Source organism: Synechococcus sp. PCC 6312, assembly GCF_000316685.1.
Taxonomy (GTDB): domain Bacteria; phylum Cyanobacteriota; class Cyanobacteriia; order Thermosynechococcales; family Thermosynechococcaceae; genus Pseudocalidococcus.
Genome location: NC_019680.1, coordinates 1,800,873 through 1,827,312 on the forward strand (window position 1 = coordinate 1,800,873; position 26,440 = coordinate 1,827,312).

Sequence of the window (26,440 nt, forward strand, 5' to 3'; positions counted from 1 at the left end):
ATCTCTAATTATAAATTGCCCTGAGGGATCAATTGGTGCGGGGGAGGGAGACGGTGAAGCTGGTGCCTTGGTTAATCCCACTCTTAACTTGGATTTTGCCCTGATGATTGTGGACAATGGCCTGGGCAATGGCTAATCCTAACCCGGTGCCGTCTGACTGTGTTGGCTTCAGGCGAAAGAAGCGATCAAAAATCCGCGGCAGAGATTCACTGGGAATCCCCGGCCCCTGATCTTGAATCGTGACCTGATAGGATTGAGCCTCCTGGGAGAGTTGAATCCGAATCCAGCCAGACCCAGGACTGTGGACAATGGCATTACTGATTAAGTTTGTAAATAGACGTAATAGTTGATCCTCATCGCCTTGGAGAGTGAAGGGTTCATCATTGGGATTTGGGTTCAGGGCTTCCATATCGGCAATCTCGAGATCCAGGGTGATTTGCAGCGACTGGGCAATGATTTCCTGCTCCCCAATTACATTCATCAAGATGCCATCTAAGGCGCAGGGTTGTAATCGCAGCGGAACAATCCCACTATCTTGGCGGGCGAGAAACAGTAAATCATCCACTAAGCGGCCCAATCGTCTGGTGATCCGTTCAATAGCTTGTAATTGCTGGGCCTGGCGGTCGGGGTGGGGATCGGCTAAGGCCACTTGGACATTGGTTTGAATCAGGGCAATGGGGTTGCGCAGTTCATGGGAGGCATCGGCGGTGAATTGTTTCAGGTAGGCGTAGGATTCCCAAATTGGTTCCATGGCCAGCCGAGACAGAAACCAACCACTGGCCGCCACCAGGCCCACCATGGCCCCCAGGCCCAGGCCCAGATCCCGTAATAACTCTTGGCTGGGGCGTGTTACCTCAAACCAAGGATGACTGACTCGCAAATAACCAATCACCTGATTTTTTTGGCGCAGGGTAACGGTGATTTGCCTTAACCAGTGGCGTGATTCCGGTGGGGCGAGGGGATTGGTGATGATTGTGACGGGATTTCGGCTGGGACGCAGGGGAATTTCCAACACATCTCCCAAGGTTGACCAGGCCAGTTCTCCGGCTGCATTAAACCCTTCCAAGTCAATGTGGTCTTCTTCAAGGGCTGCTGTGGCCAAGGGGTTATGGTCAAAACTAACCGGCCAGTTGATCGGATCTGGGGCATCGGGGCTAATAATCAGGGAGCGACTGACGACTTCCACCACATGATTGAGGGTATCGTCCACCCGCTCGATGAGTGTACCCCGCACATACCAGAAAAACCCTGTGGCGAAAATCAATAACAACAGGCCTGTGACCAAGGTGTACCAAATGGCCAGGCGGCGTTGGGTGGCCTGGAATAGGGGCAGTTGAGTGAGGACATTACCCATAGTCTAAATTTGGGAGCTATTAGGAGAGGGGGCTGAATTTAGCTTAACCAGCTTAGTTAAGGGTGAAATTGGGCGGGTTCATGATGCCCGTAAATATCGCCAATTCGAGGCAATGGCCAGAATCGCCCCCAAAAATAGGATCGCTGGTAAGGGTAATCAACTGCCGCAACCCAATCACCAGTTCTGTTAGGATTAAAAGCCCAATAAAACTACTAATTGCAATCCCCATTATTCCCCCATCGGCTTAGACTTAACTCTCCGGTGTTTGGCCCGGGATCAAGTGTTGGCGCATGACTACAGTTTGGCTTTCCCGGCCAGTTTTTTCATCCACGGCAATGGCCATCAGGGCAATAACCTTGACGGTGGCCGGAATCCCCAAGCTTAGATGGGTTGTTGCTGTTTCCGTCTCGGCACCGGCCTGGAAGCTTGTTAGCCAGCGTGGACCAGCAATTAAGTCCCCGGTTTCGGCATTGGTAACCCACAGTTTTACCCCAATCCCCGGATAATATTCGGGCAAGTCCAAATTTAGGGAAAATAATGTCCCGGCCTGGAGAGAGTTGGGGGCAATGTGCAAAATGGGGGCCGCTAAGGGGCGCGGGAGGATTGGGGATGAGAATTTAGGGGCAGGGGCGACCAGAGGGGATATGGGCTCTGGACTTTCAGGTTCCGGATTCAGAACAGCCACATCACCCGCTAAGTTAACCAGGGTTTTCAAAAACCGATGTTGGCGTTTGAGAGTCGCAAAACTGCGGGGCTGAACAGGGGCAGGGGGTGTGGATGGCGACCGCTGGCAAAAATGGGGCAACTGCACGGCCTGGTGGTCGAGGTAAGGGTCTGCCGCTGCTGCCAGTTTGGGGGGCATGACTAACCCAGGCGAGGGGACGGTGGATAAGGCAATGGGAGCTAGAATCGGTAATTCTGGACGGGGTGAAGTGGGCTTTGGCGATGCAGGTGGTAAGGGTTTATCGGCCTCGACATTAAACAGATCAGGGGCCGATTGCGCCTTGCGACTGGTTACCACAGGGTCAGGGAATAGCGCATGTGCACCAGTGCTAGCCGAGGTACAGTCCCGTTCGGAAAGTCTAGTGCTGTTAAGGGACGCAGAGGGGGATAAGAGTTGGTTGAGGAGTTCCGTATCTGGGGGGAGCAAAACCGTAATCATAAAGGCTTGGGAGGCCCGCAGATGGGGTTGCTGTTCACCAGAACTGGGGATTAACCGCGCTTCGCCAACTAAAACACAATTGGCCTGGGGCAGATTTAAGGTACAACTAAACCGCTGGGGCACTGGATCTATCAAGTGGATTGTTTGCTCGCAGGTAAGCTCTTGGGTCAGGGGGTCTCGCAGACGAATGGTTAACTCTCCCGCTGCCCAGACCTGGCCTGTCAAGGTGACGACTTCATCCGCAAATACCGTATGGGCACTTTGATCCAAAACCAAGAGAGGTGTCGGCCCAGGGGATAGCGTAGATGCAGTGGCTGGTTCCGGTCGTGGGAATTCCCCAGGTGCAGGTGGGTTGAGGGTCTGGGGTAATTCGGGCTGAGTAGCATTGTCCCCCTCCAGGCCGGGTTCTGGCTCCCAGTCCCATTCAGTATTCATCAATTGGGGTAAAACCTCTAGCTTCAGTTGAACAGACTGACTTGGATCAATGGGAGTTTGCTGGAGACTACAGGTTAATTCCCACAGGCCCGGTTCAAGATAGGTAAAGGGAATGACCCCCAAAAGCCCAGAGGCACTACTGCGGTGGGTACGGTGCTGTTGACGATGTTTGGTTAGGCCGGCCTGGTCAAAGTAATGATTAATTTCAATATCAATAGAAGCATCGGGGTGGGGACATTTAGCCATCAACCGATAACAGCCTTCCAACACGGACCCATGGGCCGATTCGAGGGAAAGCCATTCACGATCGCCTTCTTTTTGCAGTAAAAATTCCCAGGTTGCCATGCCGATCCAGGTCACATTTGCAAAACGCCTATGGAAGGACATTGTTACCTAAGATTCCAATTATGCAAAGCCTAAAGTTAATAATTTTTGTCCTAGGTATAGACAGATGCAGTTCTAGTTCGCCCCAACCCGCCCAGCAGTCTCCCCCAACGTCAAAAAATCAGGAATTTCTGCCCTGCCAATTTCCCAAGTTTAGAAACCTTGTTAGTACCCTATGGCAACTGACCGCAACAGGCTTTTACTCAACGACTCCGATCCGTTCCCGACCCAACTCAGCCATAATCAATCACACCCCATGACCCATGCTCCATCTCGACCTGAATCAGTCCAACCCCCCAGATGAGTGACAAGGCCTCAGGTTAAATTTCACAATGGGACTAATCGCTGTTTTCCAGGCCTTGGTTATGACCCCGCCGCTAACATCTTCCTCTCCCACCCTCAGCCGCCGCCCAATCTCTTTGTTCAAGAAAATTAAACAGGTACTGTTCAGTGCCCAGGCCTGGATCGGCGTTGTTTGGCTGCTGGCCCTGCTGATTGCCTTGCCGATTCTTGTCATTTTGGGACAGATCCTGACAAATTCCAGCACCACCTGGCAACATCTGGCGGAAACTGTCCTCAAGGATTATGTCCTGAATTCCTGCTGGCTGATGTTAGGGGTGGGCCTGGGCGTGACGGTGATTGGGGTCGGTACAGCTTGGCTGGTGACGATGTGTGAGTTTTGGGGTTCCAGGGCCTGGAGTTGGTTATTGCTGCTCCCCTTTGCGGCCCCAGCCTACATCTTGGCCTACACCTATACGGTTTTCCTCTCCTTTGAGGGGCCAGTACAGTCAGGATTACGAGCTTGGACCGGTTGGGAATGGGGCGACTATTGGTTTCCCGAAATTCGCTCTCTGCCAGGGGCAATCTTGATGTTGACCTTAGTCCTCTATCCCTATGTTTATCTACTGGCGCGGGTTGCATTTTTAGAGCAGGCCACCTGTACCCTAGAAGCCAGTCGTTCCTTGGGCTGTGGGCCGTGGCGGAGTTTTTGGACGGTGGCTTTGCCCTTGGCTCGACCGGCCATTGCCGCGGGGGTGGCGTTGGCGTTGATGGAAACCCTGAACGACTTTGGCACGGTGCAATATTTTGGCGTAGATACTTTTACCACTGGGATTTACCGGACTTGGCTGGGCCTGGGGGATCGGACGGGGGCGGCTCAATTGGCTTCAGTGTTGTTGCTGTTTATTTTCGGGCTGTTGTTGGCAGAACGGTGGTCGCGGGGCCAGGCCAGATTTACGAAACAGGGCCATTCCGACCAGCTCCGCCCTTACTCCTTAAAAACTTGGCGGGCCGGATTAGCAACTCTCTTTTGTTTCTTACCTGTGGGGTTGGGCTTTATGGCTCCGGCCACAGTCTTACTCCAGATGGCCATTCGAGAAGGAGCCGGGGCCTGGAATGAAGAATTTTGGACGCATGCGGGCCATAGCTTGATTTTGTCGGGTTTAGCCGCCCTCTTAGCCGTAATTTTAGGGGTGTTCCTCGCCTATGGATTGCGCTTGTTCCCGGCCTGGAGTTTACGCTTAGGGACACAGCTTGCGGTGATGGGCTATGCAATTCCGGGGGCAGTGATTGCCGTGGGGATACTGGTGCCTTTGGGCTGGGTTGATAACCAAATGGATCGCTTTGCGGTGGCGACCTTTAATATTTCTACAGGCCTGGTATTAAGCGGAACCATTTTTGCCTTGCTCTATGCCTATTTGGTGCGGTTTTTAGCCGTCTCCTTTAACTCTGTTGAAGCCAGCCTTCTCAAAATTCGTCCCAGTCTGGATGAAGCGGCCCGGAGCTTGGGCAAAACTGTAGTTGGAACCCTCATCTCAGTCCATTTACCCCTAATGACGACTGGGTTATTAACAGCGGCGATGATGGTGTTTGTGGATGTGATGAAGGAGTTACCCGCCACCCTCGTGATTCGTCCCTTTAACTTTGATACCTTGGCGATTCAGGTCTATCGGCTGGCCTCCGATGAACGGCTGAATGAAGCGGCGGGAGGAGCGTTGGCAATTGTTTTAGTTGGGTTAATTCCGGTACTGTGGCTAAGTTGGCAAATTCACCGGGCCGGGCAGCAGCACGTGACCAAATAATGAGAGTTTAAGGCAATGACGACCCAACAGTTTCAAGACCTCCAAAGCCAGTTGGTACGCTGTTGGCAAGGCAGTGAAACCTTTGTCCCAGATTCAACCCAAGGGAATATCCAAGAGCGAGATATTGTCGTGATTCCGTCCTTGAGTTTTCCCCAGCGGGAACTGGCGAAGATTACTGGCTATACCCACTACGAAGAGCGACAACTCTATACCCTGATTCAACTGCGCAACCCCCACACCCGGATGGTCTATGTCACCTCGCAACCGCTTCACCCCAGCATTATTGACTACTACCTTGACCTATTACCGGGGATTCCCTCCTCCCATGCCCGTGAACGGCTTTTACTTTTGTCCACCTATGATTACTCGGATAAGCCCCTAACGGCAAAAATTCTTGAACGCCCTCGCCTCATGGCCCGGATTAGTCAAGCTTTACGCTCAGATCAAGCCTATATGGTCTGTTTTAATGCCACCGGCCTGGAGCGAGAATTAGCGTTGAAACTGGGGATTCCCCTTTATGCCGTTAATCCAGATTTGCTCTACTGGGGGACAAAATCTGGGAGCCGTCAACTGTTTGCCGAAGCTGGAATTCCCCATCCTGATGGCAGTGGCCTGATCCAAACCGAGACGGGCCTGGCTGAGGAAATTGTTCACCTCTGGCAACGTAACCCTAATCTACAACGGGTCGTGGTCAAGTTAAATGAGGCGTTTTCGGGAGAAGGAAATGCTCTTTTAGATTTACGCCCCCTGACTGAAGTTCAATCTTGGCCGGAACCCTCCCAGGTCATCGCCATCACCCAGGCCCTCAGCCAAATGCAATTCCAGGCCCCCCAGGAAACATGGGAATCCTATCGAGAACGGTTTGCAGAGTTAGGGGGAATTGTGGAATGTTTCTTAGAAGGCAGAACGAAGCAATCTCCTAGTGTCCAAGGGCAAATTACACCAATTGGGCAGATTGAAATTATCTCCACCCACGACCAGATTCTCGATGCCCCCGATGGTCAAATTTTCCTGGGCTGTTCTTTTCCAGCGGCTGAACCCTATCGGTTGATGTTGCAAAAGTATGGCTTGAAAGTGGGGGAGCAGTTGGCCCGCCAAGGGGTGATTGGACATTATGGTGTGGACTTCATTGCCAGGCCTGGGGAAGACTCGGATACTTGGGATTTACAAGCCATTGAAGTCAACCTGAGAAGAGGCGGCACGACCCATCCGTTTATGACCCTCAAGTTTTTAACCAATGGCTGGTATGACCCAGGAACGGGTTTGTTTTATAGCTACCACCATCGCCCCAAGTACTACATCGCCTCCGATAATCTTCGTCATGCCAATTACCATGGCCTGCTACCTAACGATTTGCTTGATATTATTGCCCGCTATCACCTACATTTTGACTCTAGTACCGAAACGGGAAGTGTGTTTCACCTCATGGGGGCCTTATCCGAGTTTGGCAAGTTAGGCATCACCAGCATTGGCAATTCCCCAGAAGAAGCCAAGTCTATTTACGACCAGGCCATTGATGTTCTTGATCAAGCCAGCCAATGAGCCAATTCCCTGGTAGCTTAACGGCTCGCTTCACCCGCCGATAGTAAACTTTCGTTCTCAGCCAATCAACTGAATCCGGTCGGTGTGCAAGCGGATTGTTAGACAGTGTGTTTAAGCTAGGAAAGAGGAATACCCAACTGCCGCGCCTGTGATGCAGCATCCCTAGCACCCCAACGGCGTTTGATCTTGCCATCTTCTATTTCAAACCATTCCATAGCAACAAGCTCATAGGATTTTCCGGTAGGCTGATTCCCAAATGCCGGTGCTCTGAAAATACCTGTCTCAACATACCTTGCCGCTACGATATTGCCCTCCGCAATTAGTTCTTCGACCTGAAGCCGCATACCGTAGCCCTCGATAAGTTGACGCCAAATAGGTTCAATCTTCTCAATGAGACCTTGACCCATGACCCCCTGGATCTCAGCACCTTCAGCAAGTAAAGCTTTCAGCTCCTCTAAATCACCTTGGTTAAAAGCTGCAACGTACTGGAGAACCACCGCTTTAGCTTCTTCTTCTATCGACATCCTTCTTTCTTTACCAGCATAAGAAACAACATAAGATTAGAACAAATTACTCATCTTTTGCCTAAATTATCTTTTATTAAATGTCGTCTAACTAGAGACTAGACAGAAATATACCGCCTATCAGGAGGATTCAGGTGTTTAGCCTGAATGTTAAGTATCTGCCTAAGCACTCAGCAGGAAAGAAAATATAGAAAATTTCTGCCAGAGCAGCTAACGACTTGCTTGATATTATTGCTGGCTATCCTCTCCATTTTGGCTTCAGCACCGAAACGGGTCGTGTATTTCACCTGATGGGAGTGCGCTCAGAATTTGGCAAACTTGGGATCACTAGGGTTGGCAATTCCCTGGAAGAAGCAAAGCCTACTTATGTTCAGGCCATTCAGGTTCTCGATCAAGCCAGTGGCCTGAAATCCTAATCATTGGTAAGGTTAATTTGTTCTGTGCAGGTGGGAGGAGAGTATGGAGGTTAAGCTGGTATCAATCACGCAGCCGGTGGTAGAAGTTGCTGGGGAGAAATTATCAGCGGAAGGGTTAATGGCCTATTGCGCCAGGGTCTCCAGTCCCAATCAAGAAAACCCCAACTATGCTAAGCTGCTGGCCTATTGTATTCGCCACGGTCATTGGTCAGTGTTTGAGATGGTAGATATGACCGTAGAGATTCTCACCACCCGGATGATTGCCCAGCAGATTTTGCGCCATCGGAGTTTTTCATTTCAAGAATTTAGTCTCCGCTATGCCCAGGCCCAGGGGTTTGAAACCTATCCCGCCCGCCGTCAAGATGTCAAAAATCGCCAAAACTCCATTGATGATCTGGCAGAATCCGACCAGGCCTGGTTCAAGGCCAGCCAGCAACAGGTTTGGGAAATGAATTTTGGGTTATATCAAGCCGCTCTGGAGCGGGGCATTGCCAAGGAATGCGCCCGGGCCCTGTTGCCCTTAAATACCGTGACCCGGATTTATATGAAAGGCTCCGTTCGCTCTTGGATTCACTACTTTCAGGTGCGCTGTGCCCCAGACTGTCAACAGGAACACCGGGAAATTGCCTGTGGGATTCGGGAAATTTTTCAGGCCCAATTTCCAACCGTAGCAACTGCACTGACTGAGGTTTAATCTGTTTCTGCCAATTTCTATAGCCATATAATCTTACGAAGAAATGACTGAGGTGGCCTTGATTTGTCGGGTATTCATTGCGACTAGTTTGGATGGATTTATTGCCCGTTCCAATGGGGCGTTAGATTGGCTCCCCCAAACTCCAGAAGATTCACCAGATTTCACAGACTATGGCTATCAGGCCTTTATGGACAGTGTGGATGGAGTCGTGTTAGGGCGTAATACCTACGAATTGGTCAAATCCTTTCAGCCTTGGCCCTATGGTAACCGCCCCGTTGTGGTCTTAAGTCATCATTCCTGCAATGTTCCCGCAGCCCTCAGAACTACCGTAACAGTAATGGCAGCAGTACCAGAGCAAGTGGTGGATTATTTATCAAACCAAGGAATCAGAAGTGTTTATATTGACGGCGGACAAACGATTCAACAGTTCCTTAGGGCTGGCCTGATTCAGGATTTGATTATTTCCCGGATTCCGATCCTACTGGGAGAAGGGATTCCCCTGTTTGGGGCCCTGACAACCGATATCCCCCTAGTTCATCAATACACCCGCTCCTATGACAATGGCCTGGTTCAAAGTCACTATCAGGTTGGCTGAGTGTATCCATTTAGACCGCTACCAGGGCCTGGTTTTGGGAGAGTTGGCCATCCTCCATGTGAACAATCCGATCCGCAAGATCTAAAATCCGGTTGTCATGGGTGACTAGTAAAATCGTGCAGCCCTGTTCTTGGGCCAGTTTTTGCATCAGGTTGACCACATCCCGCCCAGAGTGGCTATCCAACGCCGCAGTGGGTTCATCGGCTAAGAGAATTTGGGGACGGCTGACTAAGGCGCGAGCAATGGCCACCCGCTGTTTTTGCCCCCCAGATAGGTCTTTGGGATAGTAGGCAAGGCGTTCTCCCAGGCCCACTTCGGTCAAAATATCACGGGCTCTGAGATTCCACTCGGCTTTGGGATATTGCCCATGAACTTCCAACCCCATGCGGACATTTTGCAACGCGGTTAAACTGCCGTGGAGATTATGGGCCTGGAAAATATAGCCATTACGTCGCCGGGCTGTGACTAATTCCAGGGGAGATGCACCACAGAGTTCTTGGCCTTGAACCTTTAAGCTCCCAACCTGAGCCGCCCGTAACCCACCAATCAACGAGAGTAATGTGGTTTTACCGGAGCCAGACGGGCCAGTCATAATCACAATTTCCCCCGCCTGAATCTCCAAGTTGATGTTGGCTAGGACTTGTTTGCGCAGTTCCCCCTGACCAAAGGCGTGACTCAGTCCCTGAATTGAAATCGCTGGTAATGATGCCATCAAACTATCCCCCAAATTTCAATTGCATTTGTTTGCCTTAAAAGCTATCAGCCGGGTCAGCCTGTTGCAGTTTGCGGGTGGCTATTATTCCCGAAATTCCACACATACCCAAGGTGACGAGAAACACCAAAATACTGCGGCCGAGGGTCATGGCAATGGGGAGGCTGGTGGCATTACGAGTCAAAACATACAGGCCCAGAGAAACCCCCAGGCCCGGTATAAACCCCAGGGCGGCCATAATAATGGCTTCTTCAAAGACAATCCCAAGTAAATAACGATCTCGATAGCCCATAGCTTTGAAGGTGGCATATTCTCCCAAATGAGCATTGACATCTGTGGAAAGGACTTGATAGACAATTACGACCCCGACGATAAAGCCCATCACGGTTCCCAGGCCAAAGACAAAGCCAATGGCGGTATTGCGCGTCCAATAGTCTTTTTCAAATTGAATAAATTCCGCTCTGGTCAAAACCCGCACATCTTCCGGCAATGTGGCTCGTAGGGTTGTGGCCACCTGTTCGGCATCGGCTCCGGGCTGGAGGCTAATTAATCCGGCACTGACAGCCGTGGCCTGGCGGCGGGGAAACAGTCTTAAAAAACTCTGATCACTCGTAATTAATGTGCCATCCGTGGCAAAGGACGCGCCAATGGTAAAGGTTTGGCTGAGACGAATTGTGTGGCGTTCAATTTCCGTGGTGACGATCTGGCCCTGCTGGAGTTGGGCGATCACGTCTTGATAGTCGCCACGGGAGGCCTGATCAAACAAGTAGTAATCGGGTAGTTTCAGATCATTGAGATGGTTGGCAACTTCTGGGAGAGCTAAGGCCGAGCGTTCCGGGCTAAAGCCAACAATCAAAATTGCTGTTTTTTGACGGGTTTGGGGGTTACGCCAATCACTGAAGTTCGTATAAAGAGCTTGGGCTGTGGCCACGCCAGGAACATTCATGGCCTGGTAGAGTCGCCGCCGGGGAATGGTGGATAAGTTAACCAAGTTGCGGGCCTGGGGGCTAATCAGGACAAGATCTGCGTTGATGTTTTGGTGAAAGCGGGTATTACTTTCGTAGAGAGCATTCTGAAACCCCAATTGCATAAACATCAAAACATCGGCAAAGGCAATCCCCGCCAAGGCCACCAAAAAACGACCTTTTTCATGACTCAGTTGCAACCAGCCCAAGGGAGTCCGATTTTTGAGACTGTCTAACCCGGCCTTCATGGCATGATCACCACCTTGACTTGAAGATTGGTATAGCGGGCGGCTTTTTGACTCGAGGCGGGGTCGAGTTTAATCCGGACTTCGACAATGCGGGCATCGGTGTTGGCGGCGGGGTCGGTGTTGATCACGTTTTGACGGAGGACTTGATACCCGACTTGCTCGACTGTTCCCGCCAATGTCCCCGTCAGAGCTTCACTGCTGATGGTGGCCCCCAGGCCGGGGTGAAGATGCTTGACATCACTTTCATAGACTTCTGCCACGGCATACATCTGTTGGGTTTGTCCCAGGGAAATAATCCCCTCATTGCCGGGTCGTTCCCCAGGCCAGGTGTGGATTTTGAGCACTTGTCCAGCTTGGGGAGCCCGAACTTGGGCCAGGGCAAAATTGGCCGTAGCTTCCTTGAGATTGGCCTGGGCGGCTTGGACTTCGGCCTGGGCAACTTGGATATCCACGGGGCGGACTTCGGCAATCTGGTCAAGGGTGGCTTGGGCCTGTTGGATTTGGTTTTGGCGACTGGCCTGGGCCCGGCGGAGATTGGATTGGGCTTCTTGGAGGCGTTCTTGGGCCGTATCTCGGGTTAAGCGTTTGCTGTCCAGGAGCGAGGTGGAAATGGCCCCCTCCCTGGCTAAGGCCCGATGGCGTTGATATTCAATCTCGGCATTGTTGACTTCGGCCTGGAGGCGGCTGACGGTGGCCCTGAGGGCTTGGATATCCCCTTGGGCTTCGGCGGTAATTTGGGCAATGGTGGCCTGTTGGGCTTTAATTTCTCCCTGTTTAGCTCCGGCTCGGACTTTAGCTAAGTTGGCCTGGGCGACCTGCACCTGTTTTTGGGCCTGGAGTTGAGCCGCTTGCAACCGAGAGTAACTATCCAAGGTGGCAATTACATCCCCCGCCTTGACCCAATCGCCTTCTTGCACCAACAATTCCTCAACTCTTGTCCCCTCGGTTTGGGTTGGGGCGGCCACTTCAATGACTTGGGTTTGGGGTTCAATGCGCCCTAGGGCCGTAATCGTCTCAGTCACGGGGGCAATAGCCACCTCCTGGGGACGGGATGCGGATTGGGTTTGAGCCATTGTCCAGGCCAGGGAACCGCCAACAACCAGGGTGGCAGATGTAATCAAAATGGCAAGAGAGCGGGGGGAGACCTGGGGATATCTTGCGCGGCTGGCTTGGGACATGGGCTAAACCCCGAACTAAACGGTATAGTTTTCTCACTAAATAGACTATACGGTATAGTTTAGTTAGTCAAGTATTTCTGCGATTTCCGATTAGCCCTGCAGCCGAGGAGAGCGATAGGATATTTATAGTTAAAAAATATTTTTAGGAACCGGCTCCATGACTCCATCTCCGGCCAGTGATAAAGCCGAACAAATCTTGACTGGGGCAATGCAGGCATTTTTGGCTCAGGGTTATGCGGGCACCAGTATGGATCGAGTGGCCGCCGCGGCGGGGGTCTCAAAGGCGACGGTCTATAGTCACTTTCAAGATAAAGAACGGCTATTCCAGGCCTTGGTGCGGCGGATGGCCAAACGAAAATTTAGTGAAGTTTTTACGGATATGGATGATCCCAGGCTGGAGGGGGATCCACTGGTGGTTTTTCCGGCGATGGGGCGAACAATCATGGCCCGGATGTTAGTGGATTCCGAACATTTAGACTTTATGCGAATGGTAATTGGCGAGTCCGGGCGTTTTCCGCAACTGGCCAAGGCCTGTATCCAAAACCTGACGAAATATTCCCTCGAGTTTTTAACTCAATATATTGCCGCCCATCCAGAATTCGGTGTGCCTGACCCGGAAGCAACGGCCCGGATTGTCCTGGGTGCAATGGTCTTTTTTGTTCTCAGCCAGAAGGCGATGCACGGGGAAGAGATTATTCCCATGGATGAAGAGCGAATGATTAATGCTACAGCATTTCTGTTATTTCGAGACCAGCAGACAGCCACCACCAATACATAGAACGGCTGACCCTAAGGCTTACTCCGGCTGACAGGTTTTGTACCACTGCAAATGGTAGAAGAGGGGTAGGGCCAGGGTATCCCAGAAAGGCGGTTGAATGTTGGCCTCGGCGAGGGCTTTGGCCGTCCAAGAATTACAGGTGTTCCAGGCCGAATAATGTCCCGTAGCGGCATAGAAACTACTTTGGGCTTGGCGACTGGGATTAAGGCGGATGGGTCGGTCTTGGGCATCCCGTTCAAAACTGGCCAGCAAAAACTCGGTCAGGGCCTGGTAGTCCCGTTCGTTAATTCGGAGGGGAATCAGAAAGGTTGCCAAGGGGGCCTGGGGAAGTTGTGGAAAACCCTGGACATGGAGAGTTGCGGGACTCCGGCCATGAAATAAGGCTCGCCAGGCCTGGTCAGCGGGAATATCCTCAATCCGGGTCAAGTTCCGGTAGAGTTCCCGTTCGCCCCAACCAAACCCCAAATATTCAAGATCTGTCCGGGGATTTTCCCCCAGTTGCCCCAATTCCAAATAGTTACGCCAGTTGTTTGTGGGCGTGGTGACGGGCACTAGGATATTGGTATGAACATAGTCCCCATAAACATAAATGGTGATTGAGCTAGTGGGGTCTGCCGCTGGGGGGGATGGATTGAACTGTCCCAAGAGCATTGAACAGGGTGGCACCAGGCCCAATCCTAAGCTCAACAACCCCAAGCCAATTTTTTCTGGCCAATCTTCAAATCCCATTATTGTCAGACTCAGTTGCAGTGGCTCCAGTTTCCGGCGGTGGTGAGGGGTAGCGGCCATAGAGTTGCGTGAGGTATTTGAGGCGTTGTCCCAGACCCCCCTGTAAGTCCTGAAATTCCTCCGGTCTCAACCGCCAAGCCCAATTGCCCTCTGGTTTGCTGGGAAAATTCATCCGGGCGGGTGTCCCTAATCCTAATAAATCTTGGACGGGAATGATCGCTTGATTGGCAACGGAACTAAAGGCCAAACGAATCAAATCCCAGTGAATCCCCTCATGGGTCATGGCGCCCAAATAATCCCGAATCCGATTTTGCTCCCATTCTCCCAGTTCCGCAAACCAGCCCACAGTGGTGTTGTTATCGTGTGTTCCGGTATAGACCAAGAAATTACGCTCATAGTTAAACGGCAAAAAAGGGTTGTCAGCACCGCCCCCAAAGGCAAATTGGAGAATCTTCATACCCGGAAATGCAAACTGATCCCGCAATTCAATGACTTCTGGAGTGATTTCCCCTAAATCCTCCGCCAAAATGGGTAGCTCCCCTAACTCGGCCTGGACAACTTCAAACAACTTCGCCCCTGGGCCTTTAACCCACTCCCCCTTGATCGCCGTTTCTTCCCCCTGGGGAACTTGCCAATAGGCCTCAAAGCCTCGGAAGTGATCGACGCGGATTAAATCCATACAGTCAAAAAGCACGCGGAACCGCTCGATCCACCACCGATAGCCCTCTTGTTCCATGGCCTGCCAGTTGTAGATCGGGTTGCCCCAGAGTTGGCCCGTTTCGCTGAAATAATCCGGGGGAACACCAGCCATTTGGGCCACCAGGCCGGGTTTGGGGCTTAATTTTTCTGGGGATTCTGTATCTCCGGTCACGGTTGGTACTGCTTGGGGGGATTGGGGCACTAACTCAAACAGATGGGGAAAGGCCCAAACATCCGCACTATCATGGGCGACATAAATGGGAATATCCCCAATCATTTTGATCCCCTTCTGGTTGGCATAGGCCCGCAACCTTGACCATTGCTGAAAGAAGATAAACTGCTGAAATTGATAACTAAACACCTGTGGGGCCAGGCGGGCTTCAGCGGCGGTAATGGCTTCTGGGTTTCGCCAGGCCAGGCCAGGTTCCCATTCATACCAAGGCTGATTTTCTTGCTCATCTTTGAGGGCCATGTAGAGGGCATAGGTCGGGAGCCAAAACGCCATGGCCTGGCAAAATTGCCTAAACTTAGCGTGATCCTCAGGGGTAGCTTTTTCTTTAAAGACCTGGGCCGCTTTTTGCAAGAGGGCAAGTTTGGCAGGAATCACCCCATCGTAGTCCACCCAATCATGGGCCGGAAACTGGAGAGCAGACACCGCAGCGGCCTCTAACCATCCCCCTTGAACCAGTTTATCCAGGCTAATCAGCACCGGATTCCCCGCCATCGCCGAATAACACATATAGGGAGAGTTGCCGTAGCCGGTGGGGCCAAGGGGAAGCATTTGCCAGAGTTGTTGTCCAGTGTCGGCCATGAAATCAACAAAATCCAAAGCTGCTTGCCCTAAGTCGCCAATGCCCTGACCACCGGGTAAGGATGTCGGATGAAGGAGTAAACCAGCCGCACGGGGAAAAGGCATTTTTTAATCTCTCTGGGAAATAGGTGCAGTTAAGCAGTCGTTCGGGAGCCTCCCCCAAGGGTAATCTAGTTTTGCCCCCGGCCTGGAATGATTTGGGAAAACTTTAAGTTTGTTGATGGGTCATCCTTCGGCCGATTAATCAACTCAATGATCAATTCCCGACCCTCAATCCAGTTCACGTTTATCTCAAAATTAATGATAGTCTCCAAGATAGCTTTAGTTTCAAAAACTCTCTCAACAGAAACGTGCGCGCGCTGTACAGAACGGGCCTTGACCTCCCTTCAGATGAGAGCCACTTATCCAGGCAGTCCATTCCCAGTAACGCTCCATTTGACCCTGAACGATAAAATACTCTTGCGCACAATTGACTTCCTTAAGTAACCACACTAATCCTTGGGGCGCAAACAGTAACAGGAGATTAACCCCTATTAGACCATGCCTAATCTTTATCAATCCCAAAACCCATCCAATCAGGAAGAGTTTGTCACCCTACTCCATTCCCAGGCCTGGCGGTTAGAGCAGATTATGTCCCACGGCCAAGCCAGTCCGCCAGGTTTTTGGTACGACCAGGCCGAGGCGGAATGGGTCGCGCTTCTTCAGGGGACAGCCATCTTGGAAATTGCTAACCAGGGATTAGTCAATCTTGTTGCAGGTGATTATCTTTTGCTCCCGGCCCATTGTCGTCACCGTGTTGTTGAGACATCAGAAAATGCCATTTGGTTGGCCCTCCACTTTAGCCCCTCAAGCTAGGATTTTCATCAGGAATCCTACAGTGCGCCCCGATCTCGCTCTAGGTCATATTTAACTTTTTCCAAATGCCACTCTATTGATTTATTCCGATTATGTTCTTGTGAATAGCTTAAAAGCCGTTGGAGTGTTTTCTGATCACCCCGTAATAACGACAGAAGTTCCCTTTCCAAATGTTTTGCTTTGGATGACATAAACCAGTTTTGCGATTGCTGCTGACGTTCATTCTTTTGAAACCTTGATCGTTGCTGAAACTGTTTGCTTGACCTTCTGGGTTGTTTTTTAACGATGTGATAAAAGTAGATACCGACCAAAATACAGACAACAACGGCAATGGCCAACAATCCCAAGATAAACGTTAGGACGTGAGTTGCCGAAACGAGCATTAATACGGTTGGAGGTGGGAGCAAGTGGGCATAAAAACTGGCCAGGATTGGCCTTTATTGACGCTAAAACTGAGTCAAGATATAGAGCAAGGCAAACAAAACAATCCAGATAATATCGACAAAGTGCCAATAAATTTCCGCCATTTCAATCCCGACGTGCTTGCTGGCGGAATAATGGCCCGGTCGGCGAGAGCGCCACAACACCCCCAAAATCAACAGCAAGCCGACAAAAACATGGAGACCATGAAACCCTGTCATCACATAAAAGCAATTGGCAAAAATATTCGAGCTTAAACCATAGCCGAGGGTCATATATTCATAGACTTGCCCACCAAGAAAAATTGCCCCCATGGCTGCTGTGATCCAATACCAAAGCCGCATCCCTTGGAGATTACCCTTCTTGATTTCCACATCGCCCTTATGGATGACAAAGCTACTGGAAACCAGAATAATCGTGTTGATTGTCGGTAGGAGTAGCTCAACTTCTGTCCCTTCTGGCGGCCAGGTTTCTGTCAGACCCCGCAAAATTAAATAAGTCGCAAAAATTCCGCCAAACATCAAGGATTCCGACATCAGGAAGACAATCAGGCCAAAAACCCGATAATCTTCATGTTCGTGATGCTGGGCAACTTCAGTTTCGGTGGTGACTGTGGCTGAATCTAAGGTTGAACCGGTCATTATGATTACTCCCTATTCATCATCGAAGTCTGAATCATCATCTTCCGGCGAGCCGCCAAAGTCATAGGGGCCAGTGGTGAGGACAGGCAAAACAGGCCAGTTTTCAATAATCGGCGGCGAGGCCGTAGTCCATTCCAAACTTAAGCCACCCCAGGGATTATCCCCCGCTTTCGGTCCTTTCATCCAACTCCAAATGATGTTGATTAAAAACGGAACCACGGAAAACGCCAAGACAAACGCCCCAATCGTACAGATTTTATTAATGGATTCAAACTGGGGGTCATACATGGCCACGCGGCGCGGCATTCCCTGTAAACCCAATTGATGCATCGGTAAAAAGGTGAGGTTGGTGCCAATAAAGGTCAAGACAAAATGGACTTTGCCCCAAAACTCATTCAACATCCGCCCAGTTATTTTCGGAAACCAGTGATAAATTCCGGCATATAAACCAAATACTGAGCCGCCAAACAAGACGTAATGAAAGTGGGCAACCACATAGTAGGTGTCATGAACATGGATGTCCACCGGAGCCGTCCCCAAGGTGACACCGCTTAAGCCGCCCAAGAAGAACATCGAGAGTAGGCCTACAGCAAACAACATGGCACTGGTGTAACGAATTTTGCCGCCCCACAGTGTTGCCACCCAGCTAAAGATTTTGACTCCGGTTGGAACTGCCACAATCAGCGTGGAAATGGTGAAAAACATCCGCATCCAAGGGGGTGTGCCGCTGGTAAACATATGATGCACCCAGACGAAGAGGCCGACCGCACAAATGGCCATACTGGAATAGGCAATGGCTTTGTATCCAAAAATTGGCTTACGGGCGTGGATGGGAATGATTTCCGACATCACCCCAAAAATCGGCAAAATCATTAGATAAACGGCGGGGTGAGAGTAGAACCAGAACAAATGCTGATAAATGATCACATTGCCGCCCGCATCTGGCTTGAAGAAGGAGGTGCCAAAGTTAATGTCAAAGAGCAACAGAATGAGTCCCGCCGCCAAAACCGGGGTGGAAACAAGGGCCAACAATGACGTGGCCATAATCGCCCAGCAGAACAAGGGCAGTTGATCCCAGCGCATACTGGGGATTTTCATCTTCAGGATCGTGACGACAAAGTTGAGGGCCCCCATAATCGAGGAGGTTCCCACTAAGACGATGCTGAGGATCCACATACTCTGGGCTGTGTTGGCGGTGATCAAACTCAAGGGCGGATAGGATGTCCAACCGGATTGCGCGCCCCCAAAGAAGAAACTACCAATCAATAAGGCTCCGGCGGGGGGATTTAACCAAAAGGCCAAAGCATTGAGTTTGGGGAAGGCCATATCGCGGGCCCCGACCATCAACGGCACTAGATAATTGCCAAAGCCACCAATGGCTGCTGGGACAATCCACAAGAAAATCATGATTGTGCCGTGATTGGTCAAAAAGGCGTTGTAGAGGTTGGGATTGAGGAGATCGGAGTCGGCGGTTGCCAGTTCGGCCCGCATCGCCACAGCCATTAAGCCGCCCACCAAGTAAAAGAAAAAGGCGGTGACGAGGTATTGAATCCCAATAACTTTGTGGTCAACGTTAAAGGTGAAATAGTCGTACCATTTCCAGGCCTGGGGATGTTCTGGCTCAGGAGTGGTTAAGGGAGTACCGACAGGAAGTTGTGCTTGGGCCATGATGGGTTCAGTTAGGAATCAGGTCAGTTGAGAGAAAACCAGGACAGTCGGCCTAGGGATGAAGTTGGGCCAGGGTTTCGGGAGTAATGCCCATCTGGTGAATGTGACCGGCCACCATCCCATTCTTAGGAGTCATAGCAGCGGCTTGGGCGAGTAACACCGGGGACTCTGGCGGGGCATTGGCCACCGTATTTTGTTGAACCCAGGCCTGGTAGTCTTCCGGGGTATGGGCAATCACCCTTGTCCGCATGGAACCGTGATAGCCGCCACAGAGTTCCGCGCAAACAACTGGATATGCACCCGGTTTGGTGGCCTTAAAGCGTAGTTCAGTCGGAATCCCCGGAATTGCATCTTGTTTGAGGCGGAATTGCGGCACCCAGAAGGAATGGATCACATCTTTAGCAGAAATATTCAGTTGGACATCTTGACCCACGGGAATATGGAGTTCACCGGAAATAATACCGCTATCGGGGTAAGTAAAAATCCAGGCATATTGCATCCCAGCCACATCCACCATTACATCAGGGGGTTTGCCGACATTCTCGGGACTGGCACCAAAGCCAACTTCAGCAGAGGTATTGGCCTGGGCCAGCAGCATCGGGACATCAGAGGCCATATTCATGTCTGGGGCCTGGGCCACGACTGCGGCCGAGTGTTTATGGCCAACCATGGCATGACCCGCATGATCGCCCGGATTAAAGCCCCCCATCTGCTGGAAAATATCCACGCTATAGATGCCCAAGAAAATCACGATAATCGCTGGGATTGCCGTCCAGAAGGCTTCAAGGGGTAAGTTTTCCCGGATAGGAACACCATCCTCCTCATCTCCAGGCCGTTGGCGGTAGCGAATCATGAAATAGAGAATTGCACCCTGGACGACAAAGAAAAAGGCCACGGCAATCCCGACCATGATCCCAAACAGGTTATCCACCAAGGGGGCAACTGCTGAGGCTTGCTCGGGGAAAAACAGGTGGGATTGTTGACTGGCCCAGATGCTAATCAGGGTGATGATGATGCCAGCCGTCAAGGTGAGTATTGATCCAGGAATCTGTTCCATAAAGCTCTTATTTGAACTGGAATTTGCCGGAATGTCCAGAAAAATCCGCAACTTTCCCCCCTGATCCTAGGCAGGTTCTTCCGAAAAGAGGGTTAAAAAAACCTAAAGATTTATAACAAACGCACGGCTCGAGCCGCAGTCCAATGGCGATCTGAAGACTGATAAATCTCTACATTCTTGATCCCGGCCTGCTGGATCATGGTTTTAATTTCACTCAGGGTAAAGCTGGCTCGGAGGGAATCTTGAAAGAGTTTGAGTTGGTTCGGGCTAGAGTCGCCGCCGTGGTTCATCAGAATGTTTTCCAGGCCTGCCTCGGTCTGTGGGCGGATTAAGTCTCGAATCAGTAAGCCTCCTTGGGGCTGTAAAAGTCGTTGAATTTCCTGGAGAACGGGCAAGGGATCAGGGAGATGATGCACCAAACTATTGGAAATAATCAGGTCAAATTCATGATCCCCAAAGGGTAAGGACTTTGCATCCCCTAGAAATAAAGAGATTTGCCCCTGGAGGTTGGCCTGGTCAATATGTTCTTGCCCCAGAGCTAACATGGATGCAGCTAAATCTACACCTGTGATCTGCCATTGGGGCCGGGCCTGGGCCAAGAGGAGCGGAATCCGGGCTGTACCTGTGCCTAAGTCTAAAATTTTTCCTGATTGAGGCCCCAATTCCAAAGCCAACTGGGCAAAGTCGTTGTTAACTTCTGTAAAGTCCATCCCATCGTAATCTGCCGCCGCCTGGGCCGTATCCATCACCTCTGGCTCTAGAGTGCGGGGAATGGCCATGGGAACTCCAACATTATGAATAAAAATGAATAAAACAGGCCAAAATCCTGACTTTAGGTTTGCCCGCAGCAGGTATCAATCCCAAGGCGTTGCATTAACAAGTCGCTCACGGCATTGGCAATGGCAAATTCGCTATAAAAGCTGCGGGAGAAATCAAACATCTGCATTTCCGTAACAATGGCAATCACAATTGACCCCAGATCATGTTCCCCCTCCATTCGTTGTCGGAAATACACTTGAGCGGCCCGCGCGGCGATGGCCTGGTTGACAAGTTCTGGTAAATATTCCTGATCCAGCCAGGCCCCTAGGGCTGTTTGTAACCAGGCTACTTCTGCTTCTAAATCAGGGGAGGGGGGTAAGGTCACAGCCGGGATGGGTTGAGTCATAGCCGAGGCCTGGGTGAACGTCCTGTTGGTTTTATTTTAAGGGCGGATCGGGCCAAGAATACCTGGATCAACCGACTTAACTGCGTTGGAAGCGAAAGGCATCAATGGATTGGGCGGTGAGGTAAATGCCTAAAAAGATGTAGGTCGCAAACAAAACAAGGCTGTTGGTCTTAATCACACCTTGGGTGAGAGAGTTGAAATGCTCCACGGGGGAGAGGTAGGTTAAGACGCTGCCTAAATCACCACCAACACTTTTAGCAATAATGTCAAAAATCCAGAGGACGAGGATCAGCGCAAAGGTCATGACCGCCGCAATAATCGTGTTATCTGTCAGGGAAGAAATAAACATCCCCAAGGAGAGGATAACAGCGGCTAGGAGTACCAGGCCCCCGTGACCAACCAAAATTAAGGCAATGGACATCGGTGGATTGGCATCACTATAGGCCAAACTCTGATAGATCAACAGAGGCACAATTAAGGTCAAGTAAAAGGTGACAACGGCCAGCCACTTTCCGACCGCCACCGCCCAGTTGGTAATGGGTGAGGTCGCCAAGAGTTCCAAGGTGCCGCGCTTGCGTTCTTCGGTGTAAAGACTCATGGAGAGCATCGGCAAAATCACTTGGGAAATTGACCCTAAAACCCCTAAGAATCCTTGGAGAATAATTTGCGGCACATCTATAGGCTGAGGAGCCATCCCAAATTGCTGCTGGGCGAGATCGTTTTGGGCTGCCTGCTGGGTAACGGTTTGGACAATAACCACAAAGAAGATGCCTGCCAAGAGCCAAAAGATGCCCGCAATGATGTAGGCAAAGGGAGAGTAAAAATAGCTCTGTAATTCTCGCCGATAGATGGCCAGAATGTTAGCGAAAATTAGCCGTAATTGCTTCATGGGTTGGTGGGGGCTGGGGAATCGGAGTCAGGGGCGGCCGCTTCGGGGCTGGGAACTGGGGCTAGACTAGCTTCTGGGGTAATGTCTTCTTGGGTGGTCAGCTTGAGGAAAACATCTTCTAAGTTATCCCGATTGCGCCGCATTTCGTATAAGTCCAGGCCAGCTTCAATCAACCTGCGGGAAATCGTCGCCCCTAAATCTTCGGGGCCGGGCAGGGTCAGGTGGAGCCGGTAAAGATTGGTTAAATCCAAATCCTTGTTGAGAGGATCGCCCCAGGCCAAGGTGGTCGCGTCCTGACTGAGAATTGGACTTAAAACGGCTTCAATCTCGGTCTTCTCGCCGCGCACTTCTAGCTCATAGCGATAGCCGCCGGCCAACTGGGTCATTAGTTCATCCAAAGAACCCGTGGCCACCACATTGCCGCGATTGATAATTACCACCCGATTACAGGTCATACTGACTTCCGGCAAAATGTGGGTCGATAAAATCACCGTCCGTTCGCCGGCCAACTGCTGAATCAGTTTCCGAACTTCAATGATTTGGCGCGGATCCAGGCCAACGGTCGGCTCATCTAAAATAATTGCCGGGGGATCGTGAACAATGGCCTGGGCAATGCCGACTCGCTGCCGATAGCCTTTCGAGAGTTTGCGGATTAAGGTTTTGGCTTTGTCTTCCAGGCCACAACTCAGGAGGGCTTTTTTCACCTGTTGGGGCCGATCTCCCGGACTGACTCCCTTAATTTCGGCCACAAAGTTAAGGTACTGGGCCACGGACATTTCTGGATAAAGAGGCGGGGATTCTGGTAGATAGCCAATTCGTTGCCGCACCGCCATCGGATTCTGATGAACTTCAAACCCATCAATGGCGGCTGTCCCCCGACTAGCGGGTAGATACCCCGATAAAATCCGCATCGTGGTTGTTTTCCCCGCACCATTGGGGCCTAATAATCCCAAGATTTCTCCGGCTTCGGCCTGGAAACTCACATCCCCCAGGGCCTGGGTCGAACCATAAACCTTGTTCAAATGGTTAACTTCAATCATTGGGGTGGGCACAGATTACTCCCCGAATATCAGCACTCTAGAATTTTAAGCTGCTCGGCCCCGTTCTACACAGATGATCCATCCCGCTATGAATGGAATTGCTTGGTTTGGAACTCCGCCCAGGCCTGTTCAATGAAGGCTTTAATCTCCGTTTGGAAACGCTGAATCGTAAATTTTTGGGCGTGGGTACTGATTTCTTGAGAACTGGCAGCAATCCCGCTTTGTTCAAACTCTGCAATGGTGTGGCTGAGGCTAGGAACAGTTTGTTGCGGAAAGAATAGGCCAGTTTGTCCCGGAATAACGGTTTCACAGGCCCCCCCGCGACCATAGGCAATCACTGGCGCACCGGCCGCTTGCGCTTCCACCACCGTAATGCCAAAATCCTCTTCCGCGGCAAAGACAAAGGCTTTACAAGTTTCTAGATAGGTTTTGACCACAGCATCGGCTTGATAACCAAGGATCTGCACATTGGCACGGGCCTGGGATTTAAGGGTTTCGGTACCATCCCCAATCATGACCAAAGGTAAGCCCAACTGATTAAATGCCTCCAAAATTAGAGCCATCTTTTTATAGGGAACATGACGAGCCATAGCCAGATAAAAGTTTTGCCGGGATTGATTGGCCTGGAACGGGGCTGTATTCACTGGGGGATAAATGACCTGGGCATCGCGCTGATAGGTTTTCTGAATCCGGCGGGCGACAAACTTAGAATTGGCAATAAAGTGATCAACCCGGTTCACGGTCGCCACATCCCAAAGCCGTAAATAGTGCAAAACTAAGGCTGGCAAAACCCGCTTCCACCCTCGGCTTAAACCACTCGTTTCCAGGTATTGCTCTTGGAGATCCCAGGCATAGCGGATCGGAGTGTGAACGTAACAGATGTGCAACTGATCCGGCCGTGTTAAAACTCCTTTCGCGACTGCATGATGGCTGGAAAGGACTAAATCGTAGGGTCGCAAATCAAATTGCTCCACAGCCAAGGGCATTAAGGGCAAATAACTCCGAAACTTGCGTTTGGCCAAGGGGAGGTTTTGCAGAAATGAGGTGGTTACAGATTTACCTTGGAGAAAATCACAGGCGGGCCTGGGAATAAAATCCACCAAGCTATATAAATCTGCTTCTGGATAGAGATTTAAGAGTTGCTCGACAACCCGCTCAGAACCGGCATAGCTGGCAAACCACTCATGGACAATGGCAACGTTCATCCAGGCCTGTATTCTTAATTAATCTCGCCCACCAAAGAGCCAATTGATATTGATACCCACAGACTTGCCATCTTGAGCAATGAATCCCCCCACAGGCATACTCTGGCCAGCGGCATTACTCCCGTAAATATCAATACTGAAATTAGTTCTGGGAATGGTATAGCGAATCCCGCCACTAAATACCGAACGTTGCCCAGTCAAAATTGGGGTTGCTTCAGCAATCAGCTGCAGGCCTGGGAAAACCTCAAAATTGGCCCCAAATCCTAGCCCAACGGGGACTTGATGATCACCCATGAGCGCGACTTTGGGATTAAAGAATAGGGCCAAAGAATCAATCGGGCGATAATTCATCGGAAGTTGCAGGGTAGCAATAGAAATTTGCCCACTGACGGCACGGTTAAAGGAGCCTTGAAAACCAATGGAGAAGGGATCGCCCTGGCTTTGATCGAGGAAGCGTATTTTTGCCGCCAGGCCAAAGTTGGTTTGATTGCTATAGTTGACCCCAGGCAAAAGACTAACTCCATCCTCTGGTTTCTCAACAAACAATTCAAACTGGGTATCGTAGGTTAAGCCAACCGCCACACTGCCGCCATTGCCAACTCCGCCAAAGTTTCCATGCAAGCGCATCATTTCCGGTAAGAGCGTATCAGCGGTAACTAGGGTAATCCCATTCAGCAACAATTGCCGATCCCGTTCGGTCAGGGGAACCCGGGGCCGGTCACGAAAACTAGGCAGGAAATTCTGACCAAACTCAGGCGTGTAGGTTAAACCAGTGCCAAAGGAAACACTAGCCCCATCGGGGGGAAAGGCAATGGTTCGCAGGGTTGGCGTTGTCCCAAAGGCATTGGTGGCATAGAGATCCACCCCAACCGCTGGATTGACGAGAAAGCGAAAACCACCACTCCAGACCGGGGTGATAAATAACTGACCATTGGCGGCATTGATGGCATTTTGCCCAGGCCCAAAGGGAACCGTAACATCCCCAAACACGCTCACCTGCTGATTAAACTTCCAGCTAAAGCCTGTCCCAAGGTTAAAATTCGTCCCATAGAAGGGCTGCCCCCCGGTGAAGGTACTGGGCAAAAAGGTAATGCTGGGGGTCAAATGCCACTGAAAATGCCCATCATCATCAAATGTCCAAGTTAAGGGCGATTGAATCGAACCCACAATCATGCTGTCTTTAGTTGTTCCCAGGCCTGGGGCAAAGACAAAATTACTTGAGCTAAATTGCAGGTACTCAATCGAGCCGCCCACCGACCAAGCCAGGTTATCCCCCTTAAACACTTGGTATTTGAAGTTTGGCGCAATAGTCACGACTGTGATTTCGGGATTTTGTCCTTTGATGAAGCGGTAAATTGGATCGTCATAGAAATTAGCGGTTAGCCCCAATTGCCACCGATCCGTTACCCCCCCATCCACGGAGCCATAAAAGACCTCCAGTCCATTACCCGGATCCAAGTCGGGATTGGTGGTGTAGGTAAATAGCCCCCCAGTAAACTGAATTGTCCCCGCGGGCAGGTGGTTGGCGGTATCCAGGTTGAAAAGTCGGATTGGCGGGAGCATTAGGGGAGTAGGCGTAAATTCAGGAGTCAACTCAGCGGGTATGGGTTCAGGATTATCTGGCGTGTCGGCATTCTGAGTCACGGCGTTGGGGCGAATACTGGTGGCATCCTCCTCCAATAACGAAGAGGCATTACGATTACTGCCGGTCTGGTCGGTGGTTAAAAGCCCATTTTGACTGGTCACCGGAGTGGGCGGATTAGAGGGAGTTGGCTGGCTAGGTTGGGGAGAGTTGGGGGTTATGGTCTGGCTTCCGCCAGGAGTTTGTGCCTCAACAATTGGTGTATTGATCAACAGGCCATTTCGACTGATGACCGGCGTTGGCGGGTTAGTTCGGGAAGAACTAGGGCTTAAATTCTGGCTCCCAGTTTGTGTCTCAACAACCGGGGCTTTGATCAACAGACCATTTCGACTGATGACTGGCGTTGGCGGGTTAGGTTGGGGAGAACTGGGGCTTAAATTCTGGCTTCCAGCAGGAGTTTGTGTCTCAATAACCGGGGGATTGCCTTGGGGTTGCTCAGGTTTAGGCAGATCAGATGCAGTTTCTGGTGGTATGGGCAGAGCATAGGTAGACGTCCCCAGGCCCCACCACATTAGTCCCGTTGCCCATAATAATTTTTTCATTGGTCTTTA

27 protein-coding genes are annotated in these 26,440 nt (G+C 51.0%); 8 read left to right on the plus strand and 19 right to left on the minus strand.

Annotation, left to right across the window (positions count from 1 at the left end; all coding sequences use genetic code 11):
• Nucleotides 1-28: 28 nt before the first annotated feature.
• From SYN6312_RS08730 to SYN6312_RS08735, 3 genes are read right to left on the minus strand one after another with little or no spacing between them, the layout of a single operon-like run.
• The gene (locus SYN6312_RS08730) at nt 29-1,354 is read right to left on the minus strand and encodes a cell wall metabolism sensor histidine kinase WalK (protein ID WP_015124501.1); all 1,326 of its coding nucleotides are present in this window, start codon (nt 1,352-1,354) and stop codon (nt 29-31) included.
• 52 nt (nt 1,355-1,406) lie between these two features.
• Nucleotides 1,407-1,583, minus strand: a complete 177-nt coding sequence (locus SYN6312_RS19780; protein WP_015124502.1) for a hypothetical protein — start codon at nt 1,581-1,583, stop codon at nt 1,407-1,409.
• 21 nt (nt 1,584-1,604) lie between these two features.
• The gene (locus SYN6312_RS08735) at nt 1,605-3,296 is read right to left on the minus strand and encodes a hypothetical protein (protein ID WP_015124503.1); all 1,692 of its coding nucleotides are present in this window, start codon (nt 3,294-3,296) and stop codon (nt 1,605-1,607) included.
• A 371-nt stretch (nt 3,297-3,667) separates the two neighbouring features.
• Here SYN6312_RS08735 and SYN6312_RS08740 point away from each other — a divergent pair, with 371 nt between their 5' ends.
• Together SYN6312_RS08740 and SYN6312_RS08745 are read left to right on the plus strand one after the other, a co-directional pair.
• Nucleotides 3,668-5,416 carry an iron ABC transporter permease gene (locus SYN6312_RS08740; protein WP_253276442.1) on the plus strand — a complete coding sequence of 583 codons (1,749 nt, stop codon included), beginning with the start codon at nt 3,668-3,670 and terminating at the stop codon, nt 5,414-5,416.
• Between the two features lie 15 nt (nt 5,417-5,431).
• Complete coding sequence (locus tag SYN6312_RS08745) at nt 5,432-6,958, plus strand: peptide ligase PGM1-related protein (RefSeq protein WP_015124505.1); 1,527 nt, start codon at nt 5,432-5,434, stop codon at nt 6,956-6,958.
• 116 nt (nt 6,959-7,074) lie between these two features.
• Here the strand turns inward: SYN6312_RS08745 and SYN6312_RS08750 are convergent, their stop codons facing one another.
• Nucleotides 7,075-7,482 carry an ester cyclase gene (locus tag SYN6312_RS08750; protein WP_015124506.1) on the minus strand — a complete coding sequence of 136 codons (408 nt, stop codon included), beginning with the start codon at nt 7,480-7,482 and terminating at the stop codon, nt 7,075-7,077.
• 218 nt (nt 7,483-7,700) lie between these two features.
• On the opposite strand from SYN6312_RS08750, the gene SYN6312_RS08755 reads away from it, so the two are divergent.
• The 3 genes from SYN6312_RS08755 to SYN6312_RS08765 are packed head-to-tail and all read left to right on the plus strand — an operon-like array spanning nt 7,701 to nt 9,187.
• Nucleotides 7,701-7,898 carry a peptide ligase PGM1-related protein gene (locus tag SYN6312_RS08755; protein WP_041430779.1) on the plus strand — a complete coding sequence of 66 codons (198 nt, stop codon included), beginning with the start codon at nt 7,701-7,703 and terminating at the stop codon, nt 7,896-7,898.
• Between the two features lie 43 nt (nt 7,899-7,941).
• Nucleotides 7,942-8,592, plus strand: coding sequence for an FAD-dependent thymidylate synthase (thyX, locus tag SYN6312_RS08760; protein WP_015124507.1), 651 nt, complete (start codon nt 7,942-7,944; stop codon nt 8,590-8,592).
• Between the two features lie 43 nt (nt 8,593-8,635).
• Nucleotides 8,636-9,187 carry a dihydrofolate reductase family protein gene (locus tag SYN6312_RS08765; protein WP_015124508.1) on the plus strand — a complete coding sequence of 184 codons (552 nt, stop codon included), beginning with the start codon at nt 8,636-8,638 and terminating at the stop codon, nt 9,185-9,187.
• A 10-nt stretch (nt 9,188-9,197) separates the two neighbouring features.
• Here the strand turns inward: SYN6312_RS08765 and SYN6312_RS08770 are convergent, their stop codons facing one another.
• Genes SYN6312_RS08770 through SYN6312_RS08780 form a run of 3 tightly spaced genes read right to left on the minus strand, consistent with a single transcriptional unit; the run spans nt 9,198 to nt 12,290 of the window.
• Entirely contained in the window at nt 9,198-9,899 is a 702-nt protein-coding gene (locus SYN6312_RS08770; protein WP_015124509.1) for a DevA family ABC transporter ATP-binding protein, read from the minus strand.
• A gap of 37 nt (nt 9,900-9,936) precedes the next feature.
• Nucleotides 9,937-11,112 (minus strand): ABC transporter permease DevC, encoded by a 1,176-nt coding sequence (gene devC, locus SYN6312_RS08775; RefSeq protein WP_015124510.1) that lies wholly within the window; start codon nt 11,110-11,112, stop codon nt 9,937-9,939.
• Nucleotides 11,109-12,290: an ABC exporter membrane fusion protein gene (locus SYN6312_RS08780; protein WP_015124511.1), complete on the minus strand. Its 1,182-nt coding sequence runs from the start codon at nt 12,288-12,290 to the stop codon at nt 11,109-11,111. Before SYN6312_RS08780 ends, devC begins: the two co-directional genes overlap by 4 nt.
• Nucleotides 12,291-12,447: 157 nt before the next feature.
• Here SYN6312_RS08780 and SYN6312_RS20825 point away from each other — a divergent pair, with 157 nt between their 5' ends.
• A complete protein-coding gene (locus SYN6312_RS20825; RefSeq protein ID WP_015124512.1) occupies nt 12,448-13,068 on the plus strand; it encodes a TetR/AcrR family transcriptional regulator in 621 nt (206 codons plus the stop codon).
• An 18-nt stretch (nt 13,069-13,086) separates the two neighbouring features.
• On the opposite strand, the gene SYN6312_RS08790 is transcribed toward SYN6312_RS20825, so the two are convergent.
• Nucleotides 13,087-13,857 carry a DUF2459 domain-containing protein gene (locus SYN6312_RS08790; RefSeq protein ID WP_083853508.1) on the minus strand — a complete coding sequence of 257 codons (771 nt, stop codon included), beginning with the start codon at nt 13,855-13,857 and terminating at the stop codon, nt 13,087-13,089.
• Nucleotides 13,787-15,412: a 4-alpha-glucanotransferase gene (malQ, locus tag SYN6312_RS08795; RefSeq protein ID WP_015124514.1), complete on the minus strand. Its 1,626-nt coding sequence runs from the start codon at nt 15,410-15,412 to the stop codon at nt 13,787-13,789. Before malQ ends, SYN6312_RS08790 begins: the two co-directional genes overlap by 71 nt.
• A 191-nt stretch (nt 15,413-15,603) precedes the next feature.
• On the opposite strand from malQ, the gene SYN6312_RS20980 reads away from it, so the two are divergent.
• Together SYN6312_RS20980 and SYN6312_RS08800 are read left to right on the plus strand one after the other, a co-directional pair.
• On the plus strand, nt 15,604-15,759 hold the full coding sequence (locus tag SYN6312_RS20980) for a DUF29 family protein (RefSeq protein ID WP_371257400.1): 156 nt from the start codon (nt 15,604-15,606) through the stop codon (nt 15,757-15,759).
• A gap of 88 nt (nt 15,760-15,847) precedes the next feature.
• Nucleotides 15,848-16,162 (plus strand): cupin domain-containing protein, encoded by a 315-nt coding sequence (locus tag SYN6312_RS08800; protein WP_015124515.1) that lies wholly within the window; start codon nt 15,848-15,850, stop codon nt 16,160-16,162.
• A gap of 17 nt (nt 16,163-16,179) precedes the next feature.
• Here SYN6312_RS08800 and SYN6312_RS19790 read toward each other — a convergent pair whose 3' ends face one another.
• From SYN6312_RS19790 to SYN6312_RS08845, 10 genes are all read right to left on the minus strand, one after another.
• Nucleotides 16,180-16,545: a hypothetical protein gene (locus tag SYN6312_RS19790; RefSeq protein ID WP_015124516.1), complete on the minus strand. Its 366-nt coding sequence runs from the start codon at nt 16,543-16,545 to the stop codon at nt 16,180-16,182.
• 63 nt (nt 16,546-16,608) lie between these two features.
• Nucleotides 16,609-17,223, minus strand: coding sequence for a heme-copper oxidase subunit III (locus SYN6312_RS08805; protein WP_015124517.1), 615 nt, complete (start codon nt 17,221-17,223; stop codon nt 16,609-16,611).
• Between the two features lie 12 nt (nt 17,224-17,235).
• On the minus strand, nt 17,236-18,891 hold the full coding sequence (ctaD, locus tag SYN6312_RS08810) for a cytochrome c oxidase subunit I (RefSeq protein ID WP_015124518.1): 1,656 nt from the start codon (nt 18,889-18,891) through the stop codon (nt 17,236-17,238).
• A gap of 52 nt (nt 18,892-18,943) precedes the next feature.
• A complete protein-coding gene (locus tag SYN6312_RS08815) occupies nt 18,944-19,948 on the minus strand; it encodes a cytochrome c oxidase subunit II (protein WP_015124519.1) in 1,005 nt (334 codons plus the stop codon).
• Nucleotides 19,949-20,058: 110 nt separating this feature from the next.
• Nucleotides 20,059-20,727 (minus strand): class I SAM-dependent methyltransferase, encoded by a 669-nt coding sequence (locus tag SYN6312_RS08820; protein ID WP_015124520.1) that lies wholly within the window; start codon nt 20,725-20,727, stop codon nt 20,059-20,061.
• A gap of 53 nt (nt 20,728-20,780) precedes the next feature.
• The gene (locus tag SYN6312_RS08825) at nt 20,781-21,113 is read right to left on the minus strand and encodes a hypothetical protein (RefSeq protein ID WP_015124521.1); all 333 of its coding nucleotides are present in this window, start codon (nt 21,111-21,113) and stop codon (nt 20,781-20,783) included.
• A gap of 76 nt (nt 21,114-21,189) precedes the next feature.
• Nucleotides 21,190-22,002, minus strand: a complete 813-nt coding sequence (locus SYN6312_RS08830; protein ID WP_015124522.1) for an ABC transporter permease — start codon at nt 22,000-22,002, stop codon at nt 21,190-21,192.
• Nucleotides 21,999-23,042, minus strand: coding sequence for an ABC transporter ATP-binding protein (locus SYN6312_RS08835; RefSeq protein ID WP_041430782.1), 1,044 nt, complete (start codon nt 23,040-23,042; stop codon nt 21,999-22,001). The genes SYN6312_RS08830 and SYN6312_RS08835 overlap by 4 nt, the downstream gene beginning before the upstream one ends.
• 86 nt (nt 23,043-23,128) lie before the next feature.
• Complete coding sequence (locus SYN6312_RS08840) at nt 23,129-24,247, minus strand: glycosyltransferase (protein ID WP_015124524.1); 1,119 nt, start codon at nt 24,245-24,247, stop codon at nt 23,129-23,131.
• Between the two features lie 18 nt (nt 24,248-24,265).
• Complete coding sequence (locus SYN6312_RS08845; protein WP_015124525.1) at nt 24,266-26,431, minus strand: hypothetical protein; 2,166 nt, start codon at nt 26,429-26,431, stop codon at nt 24,266-24,268.
• Nucleotides 26,432-26,440 lie beyond the last annotated feature (9 nt).